The organism is Streptomyces barringtoniae (assembly GCF_020819595.1).
GTDB lineage: Bacteria > Actinomycetota > Actinomycetes > Streptomycetales > Streptomycetaceae > Streptomyces > Streptomyces barringtoniae.
In genome coordinates, this window is record NZ_JAJHNP010000021.1 from 1 (window position 1) to 21304 (window position 21304).

General features: G+C 69.2%; 17 protein-coding genes. 15 read left to right on the forward strand and 2 right to left on the reverse strand.

Annotation, left to right across the window (positions count from 1 at the left end; genetic code table 11):
• Nucleotides 1-227: 227 nt before the first annotated feature.
• Together LMU33_RS31195 and serB are read left to right on the forward strand one after the other, a co-directional pair.
• Nucleotides 228-1154: a LysR family transcriptional regulator gene (locus LMU33_RS31195; protein WP_228624135.1), complete on the forward strand. Its 927-nt coding sequence runs from the start codon at nucleotides 228-230 to the stop codon at nucleotides 1152-1154.
• Nucleotides 1155-1203: 49 nt separating this feature from the next.
• Nucleotides 1204-2424: a phosphoserine phosphatase SerB gene (serB, locus tag LMU33_RS31200; RefSeq protein ID WP_228624268.1), complete on the forward strand. Its 1221-nt coding sequence runs from the start codon at nucleotides 1204-1206 to the stop codon at nucleotides 2422-2424.
• Between the two features lie 34 nt (nucleotides 2425-2458).
• Here serB and LMU33_RS41510 read toward each other — a convergent pair whose 3' ends face one another.
• Together LMU33_RS41510 and LMU33_RS31215 are read right to left on the reverse strand one after the other, a co-directional pair.
• Nucleotides 2459-6214: a caspase, EACC1-associated type gene (locus tag LMU33_RS41510; RefSeq protein ID WP_308280825.1), complete on the reverse strand. Its 3756-nt coding sequence runs from the start codon at nucleotides 6212-6214 to the stop codon at nucleotides 2459-2461.
• Nucleotides 6211-6627, reverse strand: a complete 417-nt coding sequence (locus LMU33_RS31215; protein ID WP_228624136.1) for a hypothetical protein — start codon at nucleotides 6625-6627, stop codon at nucleotides 6211-6213. The genes LMU33_RS41510 and LMU33_RS31215 overlap by 4 nt, the downstream gene beginning before the upstream one ends.
• Nucleotides 6628-7995: 1368 nt before the next feature.
• Here LMU33_RS31215 and LMU33_RS31220 point away from each other — a divergent pair.
• The 13 genes from LMU33_RS31220 to LMU33_RS31280 all read left to right on the forward strand — a co-directional run bounded on the left by LMU33_RS31220 (nucleotide 7996) and on the right by LMU33_RS31280 (nucleotide 21282).
• A complete protein-coding gene (locus LMU33_RS31220) occupies nucleotides 7996-8460 on the forward strand; it encodes a hypothetical protein (RefSeq protein ID WP_228624137.1) in 465 nt (154 codons plus the stop codon).
• A 9-nt stretch (nucleotides 8461-8469) separates the two neighbouring features.
• Complete coding sequence (locus LMU33_RS31225) at nucleotides 8470-10308, forward strand: alpha/beta hydrolase (RefSeq protein WP_228624138.1); 1839 nt, start codon at nucleotides 8470-8472, stop codon at nucleotides 10306-10308.
• 20 nt (nucleotides 10309-10328) lie between these two features.
• A complete protein-coding gene (locus tag LMU33_RS31230) occupies nucleotides 10329-10922 on the forward strand; it encodes a hypothetical protein (protein WP_228624139.1) in 594 nt (197 codons plus the stop codon).
• A gap of 839 nt (nucleotides 10923-11761) precedes the next feature.
• On the forward strand, nucleotides 11762-12094 hold the full coding sequence (locus LMU33_RS31235) for a hypothetical protein (protein ID WP_228624140.1): 333 nt from the start codon (nucleotides 11762-11764) through the stop codon (nucleotides 12092-12094).
• 56 nt (nucleotides 12095-12150) lie between these two features.
• Nucleotides 12151-12462: a pore-forming ESAT-6 family protein gene (locus LMU33_RS31240; protein WP_228624141.1), complete on the forward strand. Its 312-nt coding sequence runs from the start codon at nucleotides 12151-12153 to the stop codon at nucleotides 12460-12462.
• A gap of 80 nt (nucleotides 12463-12542) precedes the next feature.
• Entirely contained in the window at nucleotides 12543-13019 is a 477-nt protein-coding gene (locus LMU33_RS31245) for a hypothetical protein (RefSeq protein WP_228624142.1), read from the forward strand.
• Nucleotides 13020-13047: 28 nt separating this feature from the next.
• A complete protein-coding gene (locus LMU33_RS31250; protein ID WP_228624143.1) occupies nucleotides 13048-13206 on the forward strand; it encodes a hypothetical protein in 159 nt (52 codons plus the stop codon).
• Nucleotides 13207-13288: 82 nt separating this feature from the next.
• Nucleotides 13289-13648 carry a hypothetical protein gene (locus LMU33_RS31255; RefSeq protein ID WP_228624144.1) on the forward strand — a complete coding sequence of 120 codons (360 nt, stop codon included), beginning with the start codon at nucleotides 13289-13291 and terminating at the stop codon, nucleotides 13646-13648.
• Between the two features lie 94 nt (nucleotides 13649-13742).
• Nucleotides 13743-14036: a hypothetical protein gene (locus LMU33_RS31260; protein ID WP_228624145.1), complete on the forward strand. Its 294-nt coding sequence runs from the start codon at nucleotides 13743-13745 to the stop codon at nucleotides 14034-14036.
• 13 nt (nucleotides 14037-14049) lie between these two features.
• Nucleotides 14050-15414 carry a type VII secretion integral membrane protein EccD gene (gene eccD, locus LMU33_RS31265; protein ID WP_228624146.1) on the forward strand — a complete coding sequence of 455 codons (1365 nt, stop codon included), beginning with the start codon at nucleotides 14050-14052 and terminating at the stop codon, nucleotides 15412-15414.
• Between the two features lie 10 nt (nucleotides 15415-15424).
• Nucleotides 15425-16738 (forward strand): MinD/ParA family ATP-binding protein, encoded by a 1314-nt coding sequence (locus LMU33_RS31270; RefSeq protein WP_228624147.1) that lies wholly within the window; start codon nucleotides 15425-15427, stop codon nucleotides 16736-16738.
• Nucleotides 16735-20730, forward strand: coding sequence for a type VII secretion protein EccCa (gene eccCa, locus LMU33_RS31275; protein ID WP_228624148.1), 3996 nt, complete (start codon nucleotides 16735-16737; stop codon nucleotides 20728-20730). Before LMU33_RS31270 ends, eccCa begins: the two co-directional genes overlap by 4 nt.
• A gap of 150 nt (nucleotides 20731-20880) precedes the next feature.
• Nucleotides 20881-21282, forward strand: coding sequence for a DUF6507 family protein (locus tag LMU33_RS31280; RefSeq protein WP_228624149.1), 402 nt, complete (start codon nucleotides 20881-20883; stop codon nucleotides 21280-21282).
• Nucleotides 21283-21304 lie beyond the last annotated feature (22 nt).

The window sequence follows — 21304 nt, forward strand, 5'->3', positions numbered from 1 at the left end:
CCGGAGAGTATCCGCGCCACCGCACCGGGCCCCCACTCGCTGCTTCCGAAGACGTATGGACGTACCCGAAGGACGTACCGCCGAGGACACCTCGCACGCCCACAGGGAAGTACGGCGGGAATCTTTGGAAGTGGAAGCCGTCCCGCGTCCCTGTCCGGCTCCTAGTCTCCTTGGGTCATCTGCGCCATCACGGAACTCATCGCACCCACAAGGACAAGGAGTTGACGTTGGCCTGGACGGATGTGGGGATCCGCCATCTGCGAGCCTTCCTCGCGGTCTCCGAATCGCTCAGCTTCACCCAGGCGGCCGCGACGCTCGGGACCACTCAACCCAGTCTCACGCGGAGCGTCGTCCGCCTCGAACAGGCCATGAACGTCCGCCTGTTGGACCGCACGACCAGGATGGTACGGCTCAGCCCCGCCGGTCAGAAACTCCGCGCCGAGCTGCACGAACTCATCCCTCGTCTGGAGCTCGCGCTGTCCCGCCACACCGGCGACGCGGTGCTGCGGCTGGGGTTCACCTGGCTGCTGCCCGACGGCTGGGTGCAGGAGGCCATGGCGCGGTTCGAGTCGGAGACCGGCGTTCCCGTTTCGCTGGTGCGCAACGACGAGCGGCTGGCCGGGGTCGGCCGTGGTGTCGTCGACGTGGCGCTGCTGCGCGGCGACCCCGGAACGCAGGGCATGCGGGTGGTGCGGCTCGGGGAGGAGGGCCAGGTCGCGGCGGTGCCGATCAGCTCGCTCCTGGCCCGGCGGAAGCGGCTGGCCTGGGCCGAACTCACCGCTCAGCCCCTGGTGATGAACACGGTGAGCGGCATCACCACCACGGAGGACTGGCCGGAGGACAACCGTCCGTCGGTGACGGTCTCCTGCAGCAACTTCGACGAGTGGCTCGAACTCGTCGCGGCGGGCCGGGGCATCGGCGTGGCCCCCGAGCTGGTACTGCGTCGTCGGCTGCACCCCGCCGTACGGTTCATCCCGCTCTACGGCGCGCCGACGGTGCCCTTGTCACTCGTCCACCCGGTGCAGGGTGCCGACCCGCTCGCGCGGCGCTTCGTCGACGTGGCCGCCCGCGCCTTCGCCGACCACCACCACCGCCACCCGGCCTCCCGTCACCCCGCCCGCCGTCTCGCCGCGCGGCCGGCCGCGGCGGCCTGACCTCGATCGCGAGGACGACAAGCCCGTGTCAGACCTCATCACCGAGCCCATGTCGCCGAACGGCGGCACCCAGACCGGGTCCACCCTGCTCGTCAGTGTCTTCGGCCGGGACCAACCCGACATGACCGCAAGCCTGTTCAGCAGACTGGCCGCGTTCGGCACCACCGTCATGAACCTCGAGAAGGTGCGTACCCGCGAGCACGTCGCCCTGACCGCACGCGTCCTGACCGTACGGACGGACGCCGAGGGACTCCTGCGCACGGCCGTGCGGGACTGGGCGACGGCCCGCGAACTGTATGCCGAGGTGTCCTCCGGCCACGGGATCCCGCCGGGCCCGCCGACGCCGCGCACGCCACGGTGCCGCGCCACCGTCGTGGCCCAGCGGCTCAGCGCGAGCACCACAGCCGCGATCTGCCGCCAGATCACCGGCGCCGGCGGTCGTCTCGATGGCATCACCCCGCTGACCGGGCCCGCCACCGCACCCGTGTCCGCGGTCGAGTTCGTCGTGTCCGGCACGGACACGGGCACGCTGCGCGCCGCACTGGCCCCCTTCGCCGGTCAGGAGGGCGCGGGCCTGGCCGTAGAGCGCGTGGAGCACACGACGCACGCAGCCGGTCCTTGCTCCCCCGACGACCGCCGCCTCGTCGTGCTGGACGTGGACTCGACACTCATCCAGGACGAGGTCGTCGACCTCTTCGCCCGCCATGCGGGATGCGGCCCGCAGGTCGCGGAGGTGACCGAGGCGGCCATGCGCGGAGAACTCGACTTCGCCCGGTCACTGCGCGCGCGAGTGGCCCTCCTCGCCGGCCTCGACGCCTCGGTGGTGGACCAGGTGTGCTCCGAGATACGGCTGACGCCCGGCGCCCGGACCCTGGTGCGCAGCCTGCGGCGACTCGGCCACCGGGTCGGTGTGGTGTCCGGCGGCTTCACCCAGGTGACCGACCACCTCGCGGAACTCCTGGACCTCGACTTCGCCGCCGCCAACACCCTTGAGGTGGCGGACGGCCGCTTCACCGGGCGGCTGGTCGGCGACATCGTCGACCGTGCGGCCAAGGCACGTCTGCTGCGGCGCTACGCGCACGAGGCCTGCGTCCCGCTGTCCCGCACCGTGGCGATCGGCGACGGCGCCAATGACCTCGACATGCTCACCGCGGCCGGCCTGGGCGTGGCCTTCAACGCCAAACCCACGGTCCGCTCGGCAGCACCGGCCACCCTGAACGTCCCGCACCTGGACGCCGTTCTTCCGTTGCTCGGCATAACCCAACGCTGAGACCACCTGATCCGGCCACCGGCAGCCTCCCTTGTCAGCCTCCGTCGGTGTCGTAGAGCCTCCACGCAGGCCAGCGGGTGGCTTCTTCGCCCTCTTTCCCACTGCCCAGCAGGTTCCGGCGGTGCAGCATCAGCCGCAGGTGACGCGCCGCGTCGACGCCGTCCTGGGGGCCCCGATCGAGCAGTACGGCCCTGGGCGCGGTGCCTTCGACACCTCGCACCAGGGCATCGGCGGGATGCTCGTACACGCTCTCGCCCAACGTGACCGTGGCTCCTGACTGCCGGGAGAGTGCCTGGTAGAGGCGCTTGAGCAGGGGATCCCCGTCCTCGTCACGAGGATGTGCGCCATCGTGGTCCGCGGCGTCCAGCAGCGCGGCGGCCATGCCTCTGCGCTTCCGCCAGAGGTCCTTGTCCCCCACCACGACGAGGTGGCTGCGTGCCCGCGTGATGGCGACGTTCCAGAGGTTCAGCTGGCCGGCCACCCATTCGACCGCACCGGGGTGCATGCCCTCACCGGCGACGAGGGAGAACACCATGACGTCGCGTTCACCGCCCTGGAAGGTGTGCACCGTGCCGACACGCAGGCGCTCCTCGCCGTACCGGCTCAACCGGTTGCGCAGTGCGTCGGCCTGCGCCCTGAAGGGGGTGACGACGCCGATGGTGGCCTCCGGCGGCAGCTGCTCCAGCAGATACCGGACGCTGGCGTCCACCTTTTCCATCTCGTCCTCGTTGACCCAGGAACCGCCGTACGGGGGGCGAGCGGCCCGTCCGGGCACGTGCGTCCAGATGACCGCGGGACGCGGCAGGGCCGGCCGGCCGCGGGTGTCGGTGAGGACGGTCAGGTCGCCATCGTAGAAAAGGCCGTTGGAGATCGCGGCGATGTGCGGGTGGCAGCGGAAGTGCTCGTCGAGGAGCCGGGTGCCGCCGAAGGACCTCTCCGCGGCGTGGAAGGCGGAATGACGCCGGTAGGCAAGGCGATGCTTCTCCAGCCATTCCGGCCGCAGCCCGATCCTGCCCCGGATGAGGGCCTCGCGTTCCGGGCTGGTCTCCGCGATGTGCGCGAGCTGCATGGCGTCGCCGATGACCAAGGCGCGCCGGGCGCGGAAGAGCAGCGGCAGGACGTGCGGGATGGCGCACTGGCTGGCCTCGTCGATGACGACGAGGTCGAACACGGCCGGGCCGAGCGGGAAGCGTCGGGCGGAGAGGCTGGTCACGGCCCAGCCCGCCACCGCAGGTTTGTCCCTTTTCCCATGTGCACGACCCAGGACTTCCCGCACATTCGGCCAGTCGCTGCGACTGCTGTCCCGGGCGCGCAGCAGGTCGAGGATGCGGCGGCGCCCGGTCCGGGCATTGGCCTGCACCGTGCCGGCGAGAAGGGTGCGTGATGCGGCCTGTACCGCGACCTCGGCATCGTGCAGGGCCTGTGCCAGCGCTGAGTCGTCCGCGGAGGCCACCTGCCCGTGGAGGCCGCGCCAGTCCGCCTCGGCGGCGGCGAAGCCGGCGAGCGCGAGGCAGCCTTCGACGCGGTCGCCGTCGTATGCGCCCAAGCCGTGCCTGCGCAGGAAGCGGGTGCGGCGCCACGGTCCGAGAAACCATGCGCGGGCCAGGCGGCCGGCCTTCTCCTCCGTCTCCTTCGGCCGCGCCAAGCCGCCGAGCAGATCGAGGAGTTCGGTGACGGAGGTGCTGAGCTGCCCGGCATGCTCCTCGCGTGCTTCGCCGGCCCGGTGCAGATGCCGCTCCGTCGTCGCGATGTGCGCGAGGCCGTGCCGGACACGTGCGAGACGGTCGGCCGCCACCTCGACGTCCATGGTCGCGGTGGCCACGTTGGCAGAGGGCTCCGCGACCGTGTGCAGCTCGTGCAGGGTCGCGGCCTCTTCTTCCGCGTAGCTCTTTGCGTTCTTGCGGGCCGAGCCCGTACGTACGACGCTGCCGGGCACCAGCTTCTCGCAGCGGCGCCAGACCTCGTCCACGGCCTCGTTGTTCGTGGACGCCACCAGGACGGTCTGGCCGCTGGTGACGGCGGTGGCGACGAGGTTGGCCACCAGCTGGCTCTTGCCCGTGCCGGGTGGGCCCGTGGCCACGGTCAGCCGGCGGGTCATGGCGGACCTGATCACTGCCGCCTGGGCCTCGTTGCACGGCAGCGGTGTCACCAGATGCGTCGGCTCGGGGTCCCTCAGGGCGTGTGCACGCGTGCGCTGCGAGGCGTCTGGCGCGAGGGCGGCGAGAGCGGTGTCCTCGATCTTGTGGGTGTTCTTCCCGATGTCCGCGAAGTCGTCGAGCAGTCGCTTTGTGAAGCCGGTTTCGGGCAGGGCCGTGAAGAGGACCGCGGTGTTGCGGGCGCCGTGACCCGGAGTGTGGATGTCGATGCGGTCCGCGAGCTGGTCGGGGCGGAGTTCCTGCACGCAGGGCAGCTCGAAGTCCTGCGCCAGGAGGTTGCCTGCCTCCACTGCCATACGGTCGTGCTGGCCGCGGTGCCAGGAGGGCTGAAACGTGTCGGCGAGCTGGGCGGCCTCCTCCTCGCCGAGCCAGTCGAGGGCCAACCGAGGATGCGGCTGGACAGGGCCGTAGGGTTTCAGCCGCACCTCGCCCTGCCCTTGGACGATCTCGACGCGGCGTATCAGCAGAGGAGCGAACCTGGGATGCCGCCAGGAGCGCCCGGCGCGCGGTCCCGTCAGGACCACGGCGGGGTAGCCGGCCCAGAGCTCGGCGTCCTGCTCCGCCGCGGATTCGACGAGTGTGGCCGCCTCCGCGGGAACCGCGACACAACCGTCGGTGTCGACATCGCCCGACAGGAAGCGTTCCGTTCCGTTCAGGCAGACGTAGGACGTGTTGTGATCGCCTACTTCCAGCAGCGGCGTCTCGGTGTCGTCGGCCAGCACGCACTCTTTGTAGTACTCGAAGAGATCGGGCCAAGTCGGCTGGGAGTGCGCGGACTTGGCGGCCTGGAGTTGCGGCGGCTCCTCGGCGACCAGGCGCGGTCGGTGACTCAGCGGCTCCAGGATCGGGGCCCTGCCGAGCGGGCAGGCCGCGATGACGATGCGGTCGTCGACGCCGTGCGCGGAGTGCACCGGTACCTGGCGGCCACCCTGGGCGCGCATGCGCCGGTTGACGTAGTGGAACAGGTCGTCGACCGATATTTCACTGCTGCCGTCCTTGCTGACCTTGCCCGTGCGCAGCGCCTCGATCACCTCGGCCGTGAACGCCGACGGACTCACGTCGACGCCCCCGCCCGCATCCGCGTACGAGTCCTCGCCGGCTCGTGACGACGACAGGACGTACACGCCTCTGCTGGTCAGCAGGGCCTGCTCGCCGGACTTCGCCACGGAACCGCCCGGCTGCCGGTCCGAGGTGCGCAGGCCTACAGCGAAGCCGCCGCTGCGGCAACAGTCGATCATCACGACCTTCTGCGGGGCGCAGCACTGTTCCAGCAGCTCATTGACGAAGCCGGCGCTCACACTGGTCTCGGCCACCCTGTCGAAGTCGGTGTCCCTGGCGACGAAATGGAACTCGCCGCCGTCCCGGACTCGTCGCACCCCGTGCCCGGAGACGTACAGCAGCGCCAGTTCGTCCTCGTCGCATTCCGTCAGGAACTCGCCGATGGCCAGCCGCATGTCGTCGGCCGTCAGATCGGACATGGTCCGGACGGAGACGAAGGAGCCGATGTTGCGGTGCCGCAGCACCTGGTTGAGCCCCCAGACGTCCGCCCGGGTGGAGGGCAGCGGTGCGAAGTGGCCGTCGTCGTAGTGCTCGTTGCCGATCAGCAGGGCACGGCGTTTGTGCAGGCGGGTCACGCTTCGCCATCCTCCGGTACGGCACTGTCGCCGCTGTCGGCCCGGTCCAGGAATTCCTGGACCATCCGCTCCTGCGCGGCGTCCGGGCGCCCTGTGATCCTCAGGGAGCGGCCCCCGTAGGTGACCTCGACCTTGCGATGCCGTTCTTTGGCGCACCACTCCTTGATCAGCGTGATCAGGACTTTAGACGCCGGGCGGGCAACGGCGGTGGTCGTGGCCGCCCAGAGGGCCACCTCGCCCGCGCCCACGCCCTTGTGACCAGGCTCAGCGGGTTCCTCTTCGTCACTGAAGCCGACAGCCAGACCGTCTGCCGTCCGCAGCGTGTCGTACAGGTCCCTCGTGAGACGCTCCTGCCGGAGTGTGTCACCCCCCGTGGGCACTGCGAGTCGCCACTGGGATCCCCCGCCCTGCATGCGCCACTCCTTGCTTTTGGGTGATCGCTGTCTGTGCGTCGGCACGGTGACTCTGGCATGAAGATGCCTGCGGTGACAGCGCCGGCCGAACGAGGGCGGCGGCATCCGGCCAGCCCGCCTTGGCCCGGCCTGAACACATCCCAGTCACACCCGCTGCCTGGCTCGGCGCTCCGGCGGCGCTCCGACGGGGCTCCGACGGGGCTCGGGCACGCCGGGCACGCCGGGAAGACCGGGAGACCGGGAAGACCGGAGGACCGGGAGACCGGAGGACCGGTAGACCGGTAGACCGGTAGACCAGGAAGACATGGCCGGTACCGACGAAGGTCACCCCGCCGATCTCGACATCGACGCCCTGGACGAGGCCGGCGCCGGCATGGGTGAACCCTTCGACGCGACGGCGAACACGAACTCAATCCCCGGCTCACCGGACTGTGTTCCCCTGCACTGCCCTCCAGACCCCGGCAGCACGTCAGGCGCCACCGAAACCCCCGGGCGTGGGCGTGGGCGTGGCGGCAGGGCGGCGACGAGGAGTGCACGATTCGGGCGCATCTCGCAGTCCGGCGAGTGCGAAGGCAGGAGGAGGGCGCGAATGCGGAAGTCATGGAATGGCTTGATCGCTTCGAGCCGGATCCGAGGAGGCCCGCTGCTGCCTACGTGGGCTGTGGCGCCGAGTCGTGGTCTCGGGTGGCTATCGCTCGCCCCGGCCGAAGAAGTGGTATTCAGCCAAATCTCAATGCATAGAGTCCTTTGCGCCTATGGTCGCGATTATCATCTGGTGGTGCTGTGCGCTCACCGTGAAGGCGCCCGCCGTACCAGGGAACGGAGGGAGCGGGGCCCGCCTCCTGCGTCGACTGGGCGAACCCATGGCTCGGTGGGTTCTGGACCATGTCCTGCATTGGCGCAGCCGTCGGGGGGCGCACCGTCTTGCTGGCTCTCGTGATGCGGTGGGCCCCACTGCGGGTGTCGAAGAAGGGCAAGAAGTCGAGGCTGGCGCACTCGCCACTTGGGCGTCGGAGCCGTCGTACTCCTCGGAGCCGCGATCAGCGATTGCCGCCGTCGCCCGCAGGCGTCCGACGACCACAGCACCACTTCCAACGCCCGTTCCAAGACCCGGCCAGTCGCCCGCTCTACGGAGCCCCAGGATCCGCAGCCCCGCCGTAAACACCCTCGCCTTCCGCCCAACAGCTTGCCCGCGTCCGATCGATGACCGGGTGCCGTCTGAGTACGCGTACTCAGACGGGCTGGTGGCCGATACGGATGGGTCGCTCGACGCAGCGTTACTACTGTGCTTCTCGACCACCGCAGCGTTGCGGTCGCGCGTTCACAGGATCTCGGCGGGCGTACGGCGAGACACGGGGAGGGCCACGCATGGCGTGGGACGAGTGGGAGCAGCTCAAGACGGCTGCGGCCGAACGGCACTCCACACGGATGCAGCTCAACCAACTGCCCGGCGACCAGAACGGCACGACTTCGAGCGGTAGCGGCGCTTCCGGCAGGCTCCGGTCCGACAAGAAGGCGTGGTCTACGGCTGGCCAGGGCGTGGGGGACCTGCGGGACAACGCCAGCAAGGCGCTGACGAAGCTGGAGCACGGCACGACAGGGCTCGGCAAGGGCTCCGGCTGTTCAACCGCGGCAGCCCAAAAGAGCGTGTACGACTCCTGGGAACGCCGCGTGAAGGACATCAGCGAGCTGTGCAACGGGCTCGCCTGCGTGCTGGACAAAGTGGGGAATGACCAGCTCAAGACCGATGAGACCATCAAGACCGAGATCGCTGGGCTGAAGGTCCGCTCCGAGGACACGTCCGCCGCCGGCGGCACGGGCAAGGGCCGGTGATCCGGACGCATGGACCTCAAGATGCTCCAGGCCATCACCCCCTCTGAGTACGCGGACGCAGCGGACGGATACCGCGCGATCAGTGACATGGCCGACGCGGCCAAGGGCCGCATCGACAAGCAGATCACCAAGGTCATGCAGAAGGCCAACGAGGGCGAGGCGGCGGACGCGGCGCAGAAGCAACTGGCCAAGCTCTCACGGAACTTCCACTACACCCAGGTCGAATGCGGTCTGATCAGCGGAGCACTCAACGGTTTTTCGTCAGAGGTCGCCGCCCCACGTCGCCGCCTGCTCGAGGCACTTGATGACGCGAAGGCGCTGTCGTACACCGTCAACGCAAACGGCAGCGTCGCATACCCCGCCGGGGGCGAGAACGAACTGACCGGAGAGAAGATCGCCGGGGGAACAGTCACCGGGTTCAACGGTATCTACAGCCGCGGACCCGGCCCCGACATGACCGGCCTGCGCAGCCCCAACCCGAACCGTGCGAAGGCCCAGGATATCGCCGACCGCATCGCCCACGCTGTGCAGGAAGCCACGGAGATCGACGACCGCTACAGCAAGGCGTTGGAGAAGCTCAAGGCGGCCCCTGGGTTGACGGTCGACACCAAGACGTGGACGGACGTGGCCGCCGATGCCGACGCGGTGAGTTCAGCCGCGAGCGAGTACATCAAGGATCACATTCCGCTGGACAAGTCGCCTGCCGACTGCAAGAAGTGGTGGGACAGCCTCAGCGATGAGCAGCGCGACGAGTACAAGCGGGCTTTTCCGGAGATCATCGGCAACCTGGACGGCATTCCGTCCGATGTCCGGGACGAGGTCAACCGTGAGAACCTGGATATTCTGATCGGCAAGCTCTCCGGTGAGGACGGCGAAAGGGCCAAGACTCAGCTGGACGCTCTCAAGAGCATCCAGCAGCAGCTGCAGGACAACGCCGCCAAGCAACTGGTTGATCCCAAAGTGCCCCCCATGTACCTGCTGGGGGTTGGCGACGAGGGACTTGGTCGTGCCATCGTCGCGTTCGGGAACCCCGACAAGTCGAAGAACGTGTCGGCGTATGTTCCCGGTCTCGGTACCGCCCTGGACACCGGCTTCGCGGGGGGCGATGTGAAGCGCGCCTATGACACTGCGGTCGACGCCCGGAACATCGATCCGTCCAGCGCATCCATCGTGTGGCTGGGCTACGACCCACCGCAGCTCGACGCTCCCCTTGACCCCGCCACCTTGGTGTCCGACACGGATGTCATGTCCGCACATGACGCGGAGAAGGGCGCACCGGCGTACAACTCGTTCATGGGTGGACTCGCCGCTACGAACGATCACAAGGACCTGCACCTGGTCGCGATCGGGCACTCCTACGGTTCTCGCCTCGTGGGCGCGGCGACGCAGGAGCCAGGGGGAATCCCCGGAGCCGATGACATCATCCTTGTCGGGAGCCCTGGAACCGGCGTTAACCACGCGGCAGATCTCGGGGTCGGAAAGGACCATGTGTTCGTGGGCGCGGCCGAGAACGACCCCGTCAGCCACCTGCCGTCGAAGAAGGAGGCCGTGGCCGGCACCGTCGGCTTCTTCGGCGGCGGTCCGGCCGGTGCGTACCTCCTCGGGGACCTCGCGGACCAGGGCGATGATGACCTCTGGTTCGGCAAGGACCCGGCCAGCGAGGCGTTCGGCGCCAGACGCTTTAAGGTGTTGGACGGCCCGATGCCGGTGGTCGACGGTCAGGGTCTGACTCCGGCACATTCCAACTACTTCAACCCGGCCAGGGACAAGGACCCTGTGTCCGCTGCCAACATCGCGGCCATCGTCGCGGACCGTCCTGACCTCGTCACCTGGGACAAACACCGATGAAAACTCGTGCTGTGGCCCTCATGGCGTCGACCCTCATCGTTTCCGGTTGTGGCTTCATCGGCGGCAGCGGAAGTGAGGGAGGGAAAGCGGATGCGTCGAAGGAGACGAGCATGGACATGCAGGAGGCGGCAGATCACGCAGAGGGGATCATCGATGCGACCCTCAAGGCGATCAACCCATCGGTCGAGGTCATGCGAGGGCCGTCGAGCGACTCCAACTGCACCGACTTCAAGAACGACGGCACTGGCACCGGGTCGGTGAGCCGTCGACGTTATGTGATGACGATCATCTCGGACGAACGGCGTGGCAGCTTTCTCGGTGTCGTCGAGCGCTACTGGAAGAAGCAGGGTTACAAGATCACGTCGGTGCGAAGCAGTGCCGACATGCCGGCGATCTTCGCGAGCGCGCCAGACGGCTTCGAGGTCAGCCTGGAGTTCGGGTACAAGGGCCAGGCCGGTTTCCACGTGACCTCCCCGTGTGTTGACGAGTCGAAGGTCACCGAGGCGCCCAGGAAACCCCTTGATCCTAACTCTCCTGAATCCAAGGGACTCCCCTACGTTCACTCCGACTTTTGGTCGGCGCGTACCCCGATCTCCTCAGCCTCGCCGAACTGATCGCTGCCGAGCCCGGCTATATGTGAGAGAGAAGCCGCGATGACAAGTTGGGCTGCTGCCCAGTTCGGCGAGCGGTCCATCCTTGTGGCCGGCGGCCGCAGCAGGCAGAAACCAGTCGCGTGTGGGCTGGTCCCGGCGCAGGCCCCATGCTCACAGGAGGATTATCGCTTGCGCCCTGGCTGCGGCGCAGGCGGACTAGGGGTGGGGCGGGTGTCGGGTATCTGCTGGCAATGGCATGTCAACACGGACGACCTTGTTGCAAAGCGCCAGGTCAATGAGGCGATTGCCTGTGCGAGGTGTCACAGGATGCCTACGCGAGGGCTCGGGACATCATCCGGCGTCTGTTGAGCAGGGATAGCCGATCGGATGCCACGGTCCTCTTGGAGCGCCTCGACCAGCACCGAGCGATGGTAGTGCAGCGTTCCGTGCCGGACCGCGGTGAGGCGGCGCGCAGGGCCGCAGCCGAGTGGGCTCCCGCCCTGGAACAACTGGTACGGGCGGACCCTGCGACCTATGCGGAGCTGCGTGCCCTGATCGGAACAGACAGGCAGACCTCCGTGACCAACCAGCGCAACCACGGCTCGGGCACCTTTATCAGTGGCAACGTCGAGGGTGGTCTCACGATTGCATCGACCGATTCGGCGACACGAGCTCGTCCCGGATGGCCCTCAGCCTCGCCCTATCGCATGCACCAGATCACGCCACTTCGGTCCCTTTCGCGTTGCGCCTGCAACTTGGGATGCGAGAGGATGTTCGACGCACTGTGGGCTCTGGCGTCGCGAGGTGAAGCAGCGGCGATTGAGTAGTCCCGGCACACAACACGCTTACGGGGTGGGTGGATGAAGTTCGACATGGGGTCGACGACCCTGTCGCAGCTCGGGAAGAGCACCGTCGGCTCAAGCGACGACCTGGGAACGCTGATCAGGTTGCTGATCCAGGCGGCCGAACCGTTGGAGGGGAAGTTCAACGGTGCCGGCAAGGCAGCGTTCGACACGTTCAAGGTGCATGCCGACGAGATCACGGCGGACCTGAACAGCTCGCTGGGCGCGATCCTCGGCGGTCAGTCCGGTATGGACACGGCGTTCGGCAGTGGTGACGTGGAGTTGGGTGACAACGCGCACCAGAACATGGGCGCTGCCAACTTCGACGCCGCCCGTTTCGGCGCGCGGTAACCGCCGTCGAAGAGGAACTCACCGCTATCGTCACCGTTTTCAAGGGGGACTCGATCATGCCTCAGAATCAGGACCGCCGCTCGTACGACACCGGCGCCTCCGCCGACGTGCAGACCAGCCTGTCCGGAATCATCGGCCAGTTGGAGCGCGTGCTGACCGACCGCGACCGGGCGGTCAAGGCTGCGATGGCCGACTTCCGGGCCGATGGTGTCTCGGACGAGTACCACGGCAAGGAGGTCCGCTGGCACAAGGCCGCTGCCGAGGTGCGCGAGATCATCCGTCTGGTCCGCAACACGCTGGAGCAGAACGACGGCACCGCTCAAGCCACCCTCGCCAAGGCGAAGGCAGCGGTCGACAACATCGGCTGACCGGCGGTTGGCGGTGTCCCTCTCCGCTCCCGTCGGCGCCGCTCGCCCGTGCAGGCCATGCATCTGTAGCCTGCGCGACCATGGCTGACATGTTCGAGCTGATGCTCGCGTTGGACCTGCGTGACGAGTTGTCGGCGGGCGAACTCGCGGAGCTGCGATGGCATCTGGGAGTGGGCCCCCAGCCGGACACATTCCGTATCGCCACTGAATTTCCGGTCGTGGTGGAGGACGAAGACGGAGAGTGCGTCCTCGAGGATCATCCTGAGCCCCTTCTCGGCCAGCAGGGTGGTGGCTACAAGGTTGGGGGCGCACTTGTCTCCGTGCTGCTGCGTCTGCAGGACGCGGGGCAGGAGGGCTGGGCGCTGACCAGCCGGCAGGAGATCCATCCGGACGATTTCGAGCGCACTGGTGAACTCCTCAGCTGGCTCGCGGCAAAGGCCAGCGAGCGGCACCGAGGCTGCGACGGCGATGTCCATCTGGGATGGATCCGGTTCTACGAAGAGCCCCAGCCGGCACCGTTGGTAGTGCGTGACGGCGCGGTTGTCTGGCCGTCGTAGATCCGTGTCTGCACCGTACGCTGGTGTGATGGGGGTGGCGATAGAGCTACTGATCGTGGACTGGCCGCGCGTGGAGGCAGCACCACCCGGCGATCGGGAAGACCTGCTGACCGATGCCGCGTTCGGCGAGGCGTACAGCGACGATCTCTTCGAGGCATGGCTGGTCGTGGTCCACGCAGCCGGGTGAGGACTGGTTCGGCCGGTATGCCTTTCGGAACACGCACGGCTCGTACAAGCCGCACGCCTGGGCCGGCTTTCGGTGTGAGTACATGCGCGAGTTCGTCGAGCCGAAGGTGCGTGAGGTGGTGGACCGGTTCGTCGACACGTTGTTCTGGCATGGACTGGAGGACGCCACCGGCGCCGGTTCGGGGCTCCCAGACCGGCCGTGCACCTGGGACGCAGACCTCTTGCTGTGGTGTCCGCCCGATCAGGTACCCCTGCTCGCTGGGTGGTGGCGGCAGGTGAAAACTCACCTGGAGATCTTGCGCGAGCCATTCATTCAGCACGCCGGGGAGCCCGGCGGACGGATCGGTACGTTCGAGTCGTTTGCCGACCTTCCCACCGACTGGGGCGAGGTGGTCACGGAGGCAGAGCGCCGTGGCTGGGGCGTCGTCGGCCTGCGCTGCTGACCGCTGCCCATCCCCTGCCTCGTTGCGTCCGGAATCCGCACGGCGAGAAGATGTTCGACGAGCACCCGCGTGTCCAGCGAACCGGATTTGAGTGATGGCAGCCCAGGATTACGACAGTCAGCTTCTTGAGTCCGTGGCGGTGCGGCGTCGGCGGTTGCGTGATGCCGTGTTGTTCGGGGCGCAGCGGCAGCGGCGGACCATGGACGAGCGGCTCGGGAAGGCGTTCGCGGGGGTGGTGATCGCCGCCGTGGTGTGTGCGGGGTGTGTGGGGTGGTCCTTCGTCGCGCACCGCGTGATCGGGAAGGCTCCGTACGGGACTTCTGCGCCTGTGTCCACGCCCTCCGGTCAGCGCACCGTTCCACCGCAGCCTGCGAATTCGGCCCGATGATAGGTTCGAACGCGTGATATCCCGGGGGACTGTGAGCCGTACGTCACTGAGTCGAGTCACGTTGGTCGGTGAGCGGCGTCGGGTGGATCTGGTGCTGCCGGCCCGGGAGCCGGTCGGGCTGCTGTTGCCCGAGGTGATGCGGCTGCTCGACGACCGGGTGGCCGAACGTCCGCAGGACCGGCACCTGGTGACGGCCGACGGAAGTGCTCTGGAGCCGGATGCCACGCTGGAGTCGGCGGGAGTGCCCGACGGTGCCGTACTCCGGCTGGTCCGGGTCGAGGACGCGCCGTCCGCTCCGGTGGTCCATGACGTGAGTGACGAGGCTGCCGGCGATCTGGATGTGCGGGCCTGGCGGTGGGACGCGCGGGCGCGGCGGATCACGGCCGCCGCCGCGGGTGTGGTCTGGGCGTCGGCCGTCGGCTTCATGGCGCGTCAGGGGTTCGAGGCCGAGACTGCGGGATGGTCGCTCCTGGTGATCGCAGCGATGGCCGCGGTGGCCGGTGCGCTGCTGGGGCGGGCCGGACACAAGGGGCTCGCCGCCGCTCTGGTCGTGGTGAGTGCCGCTGTGGGTGTGCAGGGCGCGTCGGCGCTTGCCGTAGCCCAGGGCTGGCCGGGAGCTGTGCGGCCGGCGGCGGTGCTCTCGGTCCTGGTGGTGGCGCTGGTGCTCCTCGGGTGGTTCTCGCCGTTCGGGCGGGGTGCGCTGGTCGGGGCAGGGGCACTCGCCGGAGCGGGCGCGTGCTGGGAGGTGGCGCTTGCGTTCCAGTCCGGCGGAGCCGACACGGCCGGTTCGGCACGTGCCGGGGCGCTGCTCGCCGTGGTGTCCGTCGTCGCGCTAGGTGTGCTGCCGCGGTTGGCGCTGGCGGCGTCGGGTCTGTCCGGGCTGGACGACCGACGCTCCGCGGGCTCGTCGGTCGGTCGCTACCAAGTGGCCACCGCGTTGGCCGCTACGCATCGGGGGCTGGCGCTGGCGACGGTCGTCACCGCGGTCTGCGGTGCGGTCGCCGGCGTACTGGCGGTGCGTACGGTGACGGTGTGGACGGTGTTGCTGGCTGTCGCCGTGGCCTTCGTCCTCGCGCTGCGGGCGCGTGCCTACCCGCTGGTGGCGGAAGTGGTCGTACTGCTCGCGGCGTCCATGGTGGTGGCGCTGCGGCTGGCCTGGTTGTGGCGGGAGCACTCGGGAGCGCCGGCACCGCTCGCCGTTCTCGGCGTGCTGGTCGTGGTGTCGCTGGGTGTGCTGGCCGTGCAGCCCGCCGAGCATGTCCGGGTTCGGCTGCGCAAGGCCGGTGACGTCCTGGAGTCGGCTGGTGTGGTCGCTCTGTTCCCGCTGGTCCTCGGGGTGTTCGGGGTGTACGGGCGGCTGCTGGGCACCTTCGCGTGAGGTGGCGGTGATGACGACTTCCGGCCGTTGGCAGGACGACGTACTGCGTGAGCTGACCGCGGGCTCCGCCGACGAGGCGCGCGCGAAGCCTGCGCCGGCTGACGCCCGGCAGCCCCTGCCCGTGCGCCGCCCGGACCAGGAGCGTCCCAACCCGGGTCGGCCGTCCCGCGAACACCACACCACGGGGCCGGTCTCGCGCGAGGACGAAGAGCGGTCCGCCCCGCAGACCCCGGCTCAGGTATCCCCGCGCCCCGCGACCGAGGTTCCGCCGGCGCCGTCGGCCCCGGCCCACCCCGGTACGGGGTCGCCCCCTCCCGGCGTCGAGGCAGTCCCGCAGACCCCGACGACGCCACCGAACGCCTCCCCCGCCGTACGGCCGCCACGCCAGGCCCGGCTGCCCATGGCAACGCCCGAGCCGGTGCCGACGCTCGATCCGCGCCTCGCCATAGCGCTGGGTTCGCCCCAGCACGGCGATTCGCTGGTCCGGCGTTCGGGTCGGTCGCTGCGCAAGCTGACCTCGTCGGCCGCGCAGGAGGTCGCCGTGGAAAGCCGGCTGGGCAGCATGGTGCAGCAGCCGGTGACCACGGGCCGGGTGATCGCGGTGACGTCGATCCGTGGTGGCGTGGGCAAGACCACGACCGCTGCGTTGCTGTCGCGGGCGTTCAGCCACTACCGGCACGACCCCGTGCTCGCTCTGGAGGCGGACGCGGCCCTGGGCACGCTGCCGGTGCGTATGGGCGCTCAGTCCGTACGCTGGTCGTGCGTCGAGCTGTCCCGGATCCTTACTCCATCGATGCAACTGACCGATATCACCGGGTACTTGGTGCCGGTAGCGGACGGTGGCTGGCTGCTGCCCGCGAGTCAGGGGCGGGTGGGTGCCCCGCTGGACGTTGCGACCTACCGCACCGTGACGCTCGCGCTGCGGCGCTACTTCGCCGTCACGGTCGTGGACTGCGAGACGTTGCCCGGCGAGGTGGCCCGTACCGCGATGGACACCGCGCACGCGCGGGTGGTCGTCGCCCCGCTCACCGCCGAAGGGGTGGGCGGTACCCGGATCGTCCTGGACTGGCTCGGTGGGCTGCCGCATGCCGCGCTCGCCTCCACCGTCGTGGCCCTCACCTCGAACACGCCCGACGCGAACCTCGACCTGAAGGCCGCCACGGCCCACCTGCGGGAAACCGGAGTCACCCTCGTGCATCTGCCCTACGATCGGCACCTGGCCGGTGGCGGACCGATCATGCCCGATCGGCTGGGTGAGGCCACGCGCCGCGCTGCCACCCAGCTCGCCGCCGAGTCCCTGCAGAGGGCGGTGCGGGTGCGGTGACACAGCAACAGGTCCATCGCCCCGCCCGCTCGACGCGTCCGCTGCTCCCGCCGGCGGCCCGTTCGATCGAGCCTCCGCCGAACCTGCCCGAGGGCAAGACCGGCAGCCCAGCAACCGCACTGTTGCCGATGGCCGGCGTCATGAGCTCGGTCGTGATGATGACGGTGATCCGCTCCAGCCAGTTCGCGGGCCTCGGCGCCGTCGTCCTCGTCATCGCGCTGCTCGGTGCGGTCGCTCTGTTCCTGTCGCAGCGCGGCAAGGCACAGCGCCAGCGGCGCGTCCAGCGCGAACGCTACCTGGAGTATCTGGAGGAGCTACGTGCCGAGTTGGGCGCTGACGAGCGAGAGCGTCGTCGTGCCGCCCGGCTGCTGCACCCCGCGCCCACGGCCCTGTACGACGTGCTACGTGATCCTGCGCGGCTGTGGGAGCGGCGCCGCACGGACACAGACTTCCTCCACGTGCGGGTCGGTGTCGGTGACGTACCCGTGCAGGAGCTGACCATCGGCCAGCAGGCGGTCGGAGGCGTGCTCACCCCGCCCGACCCGTTCATGCTGAACGAGGCGCGCGCCCTGCAGGCCCGCTACACCACCGTGTCGGACCATCCGCTGACCGTGCCACTGGACCGGGCTGGCAACGTCAGCATCGTCGGCGACCGCGCAGGAGTGCTGCGCGTCGCCCGGTCCCTGCTCGTGCAGGCCGCCGTGACCCACGCCCCGGACGACGTCGCCGTCGCACTCGCCGCCCCCGGGGACCGTATCGAGGACTGGGAGTGGGCGAAGTGGCTCCCTCACGTCCTCGATCCGCAGCACCAGGACGGGGTCGTTGCCGCCCGGCGCATCGCCCCTGGCATGGCTCAGCTGGCTCGGCTGATCGGCACGGATTTGGGGCGGCGCGCCTCGTACGCGGCCGAAGTGCGCCGCGGGCTGTCCGACAACAAGGCGCTCGCCCTGACCGACCGGCTGCTGGTCCTCAGCGACGCGTACGGGGAGAACGCCATCGAGCTACCGCGTCCGGACGCCGCCGTCGCCCTGGACGACATGGGGGTCGCGGTTCTGCACCTGCTCGCCGAACAGATTCACGAGCCCGATCACGTCTCCCTGCGGATCACTGTCGACGGCGACCAGGTCACGGTGGAGGACCTGCGCGGAGAGCAGGTCGTACGGACGGACGGGGTCGCCGACCGCACTGGACTTCCCGAGGCTGAGGGCATCGCCCGGGCCCTCGCGCCGCTGCGGCTGTCCGCCGAGTCCGCTGCCGAGGGCACGCCCGTCTCCGGGCCCGTCGACTTCCCACAGTTGCTCGGCATCGACGACATGGCCGCGCTCGACCCGGCCTGGCAGTGGGCGCCGCGCGGGGAGCGGGACTTCCTGCGGGTGCCGATCGGCCTGGACGACCGGCATGAGCCGGTGCTGCTGGACCTGAAGGAGTCTGCCGAACTCGGCATGGGCCCACATGGGCTGTGTGTCGGCGCGACCGGCTCTGGAAAGAGCGAACTGCTGCGTACCCTCGTACTGGCGCTGGTGACGACGCACGCGCCGGATGATCTGGCGATGGTCCTTATCGACTACAAGGGCGGAGCGACATTCGCCCCGTTCGCCGGTCTGCCGCACGTGGCGGGCGTCATCACGAACCTGGAGAACCAGGCTGGACTGGTCGAGCGCGTGCACACATCCCTCGCCGGTGAGATCAAGCGACGTCAGCAGGTCCTCAAGGACGCGGGCAACGTCGCCGACATCGGGCACTACCGCACCCTGCGCGCCACTACCCGGCCCGACCTGGAGCCGCTGCCGCATCTGTTCGTCGTCATCGACGAGTTCGGCGAGCTTCTCACCGCCAAGCCCGACTTCATCGACCTGTTCCTGTCGATCGGCCGCATCGGCCGCTCCATCGGAGTCCATCTGCTGCTGTCCAGCCAGCGCATCGAAGGCGGCAAACTTAAAGGTCTGGAGACGTATCTGTCGTACCGGCTCGGTCTGCGCACGTTCTCAGCGGACGAGTCGCGCACGGTCCTGGAGACCACTGACGCCTTCCATCTGCCGCCCCTGCCCGGCTTCGGTTACCTCAAGGTCGACACCTCCACCTACACCCGCTTCAAGGCGGGCTTCGTCTCCGGTGCGTACCGCGGCCCCGTCGTACACGAGAGCACCACCGACGCCGAACCCCGCGCCTGGACATATCCCGCCTTCAACGCCCCCGCTGCCGAGCCGGACGAGGACGCGCCGGTGCCGCGTGAGCGCGAGGCCGGGCCGACAGTTCTGGGCGTGGCGGTCGACCGGCTCGCTGGCGCCGCCGAACCTGTGCGCCGTATCTGGCTGCCGCCGCTGCCCGAAGCCCTCACCCTCGACACGGCCGTCGGCCCGGTACAGACAACCGCCGACGGCCTCCGGCTCAGCGTCGCCGACGGCCCGATGCGGGTGCCGCTGGGTGTCCTCGACGACCCGGCCCGGCAGTGGCAGGGCCCCTGGGTACACGATCTGAACACCGCGGGCGGCCACACCGCCGTCATCGGCGGCCCGGCCTCCGGCAAGACGACGCTGCTGCGCACTCTCGCGCTCTCCCTTGCCCTCACCCACACCCCGCGTGATGTCGCCGTGTACGGCCTGGACCTGGTCGGCGGCGGACTGAGCGCCCTCGTGGACCTGCCGCACGTCGGCGGCATCGCGACCCGCGCCGACCACGAACGCGCCGCCCGCACCGTCGCCGAGGTGCGCGCCATGCTCGCCGAGCGTGAGGAGATCTTCCGCGAGCGGGGCATCGACTCGGTCGACCAGCTGCGGGCCTTGCGCGGACGAGGGGAACTTCCCCAGCTCGGCTCCACCGACATCGTCCTACTCATCGACGGATTCGGCGCCCTGCGCGACGAGTTCGCCCACCTCGACGACGATGTCGCCGACCTCCTCAAACGGGGCAGCGGCTACGGCATCCACGTCGTGGCGGGCATGCTCCGCTGGAACGACGTACGCATCGCCACCCAGTCACTGTTCGGCAGCCGCATCGAACTGCGTCTCAACGACCCGGCCGACTCCGCCGTCGACCGCAAGCTCTCCGCGACCCTGTCGGCGGACACGCCCGGCCGGGCCCTGACGGACGGCAAACTGTTCACCCAGGCGGCCCTCCCCCGCATGGACGCGAACGCCACGACGGACAGCCTCGGCCCGGCCCTGGAGCAGGCGGCGGCCACCCTGCGCGCCACCTGGCACGGTGAGACCGCCGCGCCCGTGCGGGTGCTGCCGACCAGGCTGCCCGCGCAGCGCCTGCCCTCCACCGTGGCGGAACCGCACGCGATCCCGATCGGCGTCGACCAGGAGACCCTCTCCACGACCGTCCTGGACCTGTTCGGCGCCGACCAGCACCTGCTGGTCCTCGGCGACAACGAGTGCGGCAAGACGAATCTGCTCAGGCTCGTCTCCGGCTCCCTCATCGACCGCTACGACAAGGACGAGCTGGTCTTCGGGGTGTTCGACCCGCGGCGCGGCCTGCGGGGAGTGATTCCGGAGCCGTACCGCGGCGGCTACGCGCACAACGCCACCCTTTCCCAGGCACTCGCCACCGGCATTGCCACCGAACTGGCAAAACGCTTGCCTGAGGCCCCTGACCCCGACGCCCTGGCCGATGAGCCGTCGTTCACCGGCCCGCGGATCGTGATCCTCGTCGACGACTACGACATCCTCATCGCGGCTGGGCAGCAGCCCCTTGCCCCGTTCCTGCCGTACATCTCTTCGGCCCGCGACATCGGCCTGCACTTCGTCGTCGCCCGCCGGGTCGCCGGAGCCTCACGAGCCCTGTACGAGCCGTTCCTGACGGCGCTGCGCGAGACCGGCGCCACGGCGCTGGTGATGACGGGCGACCGCACCGAAGGCCAGCTCTTCCCCGGCCTGTACGCCTCCCCGCAGCCGCCCGGCCGCGGCACCCTGGTCCGCCGCGGCCGCCGCCACCAGCTGATCCAGACCGCACTCGCACCCGAGACCGAGCCAACGCAGCCCCCTGCCTGACTAATTGGCGGACCCGCCATGCCTTTGGCCAGAAGTCTGTGGCTGCTGCAACAGCCGATCTGATAGGGATGAATGTCCTGTTGTCAGTGGCGCATGCGATGCTGAGCAGCGCTGATGGAACGTATCGGCAGTAGATACACGGGGGTTGACGTGACGGGGTGGGACATCAGTCCCAGCGGGGTGGAGTCCATTCTGTCCTTGGTGGGTCTTGCGGCCGACGACCTGAGCAAGGACATCAAGGGCTACGGTACGAGCGTCCAGGACGCGGCGCAGTCCGCGGGCACGATCAGCGGACCGTACTGCGGTGGCCCGCCGACCGGGCCGGTGGGTGCCGCGGTCGCGAACTTCGTGTCCGACACCGAGAACTCGATCAAGTTCATGGCCGCCCGTATCAAGAAGACGATGGACGGGACGGTCAAAGCCACCGGTGCGTACATCGACGGTGACCTGGCGATGGCTGCCCGGGCCCAGCGTGAGGCGGCCAAGGCGCCTACCCCGGCCGAGCTTCGGGCCGTGGGCGAGCGGACGAAGCACCACGGGGGTGGGGCGTAGTGGACATGATCGAGCCGGGAGG

Coding starts and splice junctions, on each gene's coding strand:
- serB (WP_228624268.1), top strand. CDS start 1,204: ATGTCGCCGAACGGCGGCACCCAGACCGGGTCCACCCTGCTCGTCAGT.
- LMU33_RS31215 (WP_228624136.1), bottom strand. CDS start 6,627: ATGCAGGGCGGGGGATCCCAGTGGCGACTCGCAGTGCCCACGGGGGGT.
- LMU33_RS31220 (WP_228624137.1), top strand. CDS start 7,996: ATGGCGTGGGACGAGTGGGAGCAGCTCAAGACGGCTGCGGCCGAACGG.
- LMU33_RS31225 (WP_228624138.1), top strand. CDS start 8,470: ATGGACCTCAAGATGCTCCAGGCCATCACCCCCTCTGAGTACGCGGAC.
- LMU33_RS31230 (WP_228624139.1), top strand. CDS start 10,329: ATGGCGTCGACCCTCATCGTTTCCGGTTGTGGCTTCATCGGCGGCAGC.
- LMU33_RS31235 (WP_228624140.1), top strand. CDS start 11,762: ATGAAGTTCGACATGGGGTCGACGACCCTGTCGCAGCTCGGGAAGAGC.
- LMU33_RS31240 (WP_228624141.1), top strand. CDS start 12,151: ATGCCTCAGAATCAGGACCGCCGCTCGTACGACACCGGCGCCTCCGCC.
- LMU33_RS31245 (WP_228624142.1), top strand. CDS start 12,543: ATGGCTGACATGTTCGAGCTGATGCTCGCGTTGGACCTGCGTGACGAG.
- LMU33_RS31250 (WP_228624143.1), top strand. CDS start 13,048: ATGGGGGTGGCGATAGAGCTACTGATCGTGGACTGGCCGCGCGTGGAG.
- LMU33_RS31255 (WP_228624144.1), top strand. CDS start 13,289: ATGCGCGAGTTCGTCGAGCCGAAGGTGCGTGAGGTGGTGGACCGGTTC.
- LMU33_RS31260 (WP_228624145.1), top strand. CDS start 13,743: ATGGCAGCCCAGGATTACGACAGTCAGCTTCTTGAGTCCGTGGCGGTG.
- LMU33_RS31270 (WP_228624147.1), top strand. CDS start 15,425: ATGACGACTTCCGGCCGTTGGCAGGACGACGTACTGCGTGAGCTGACC.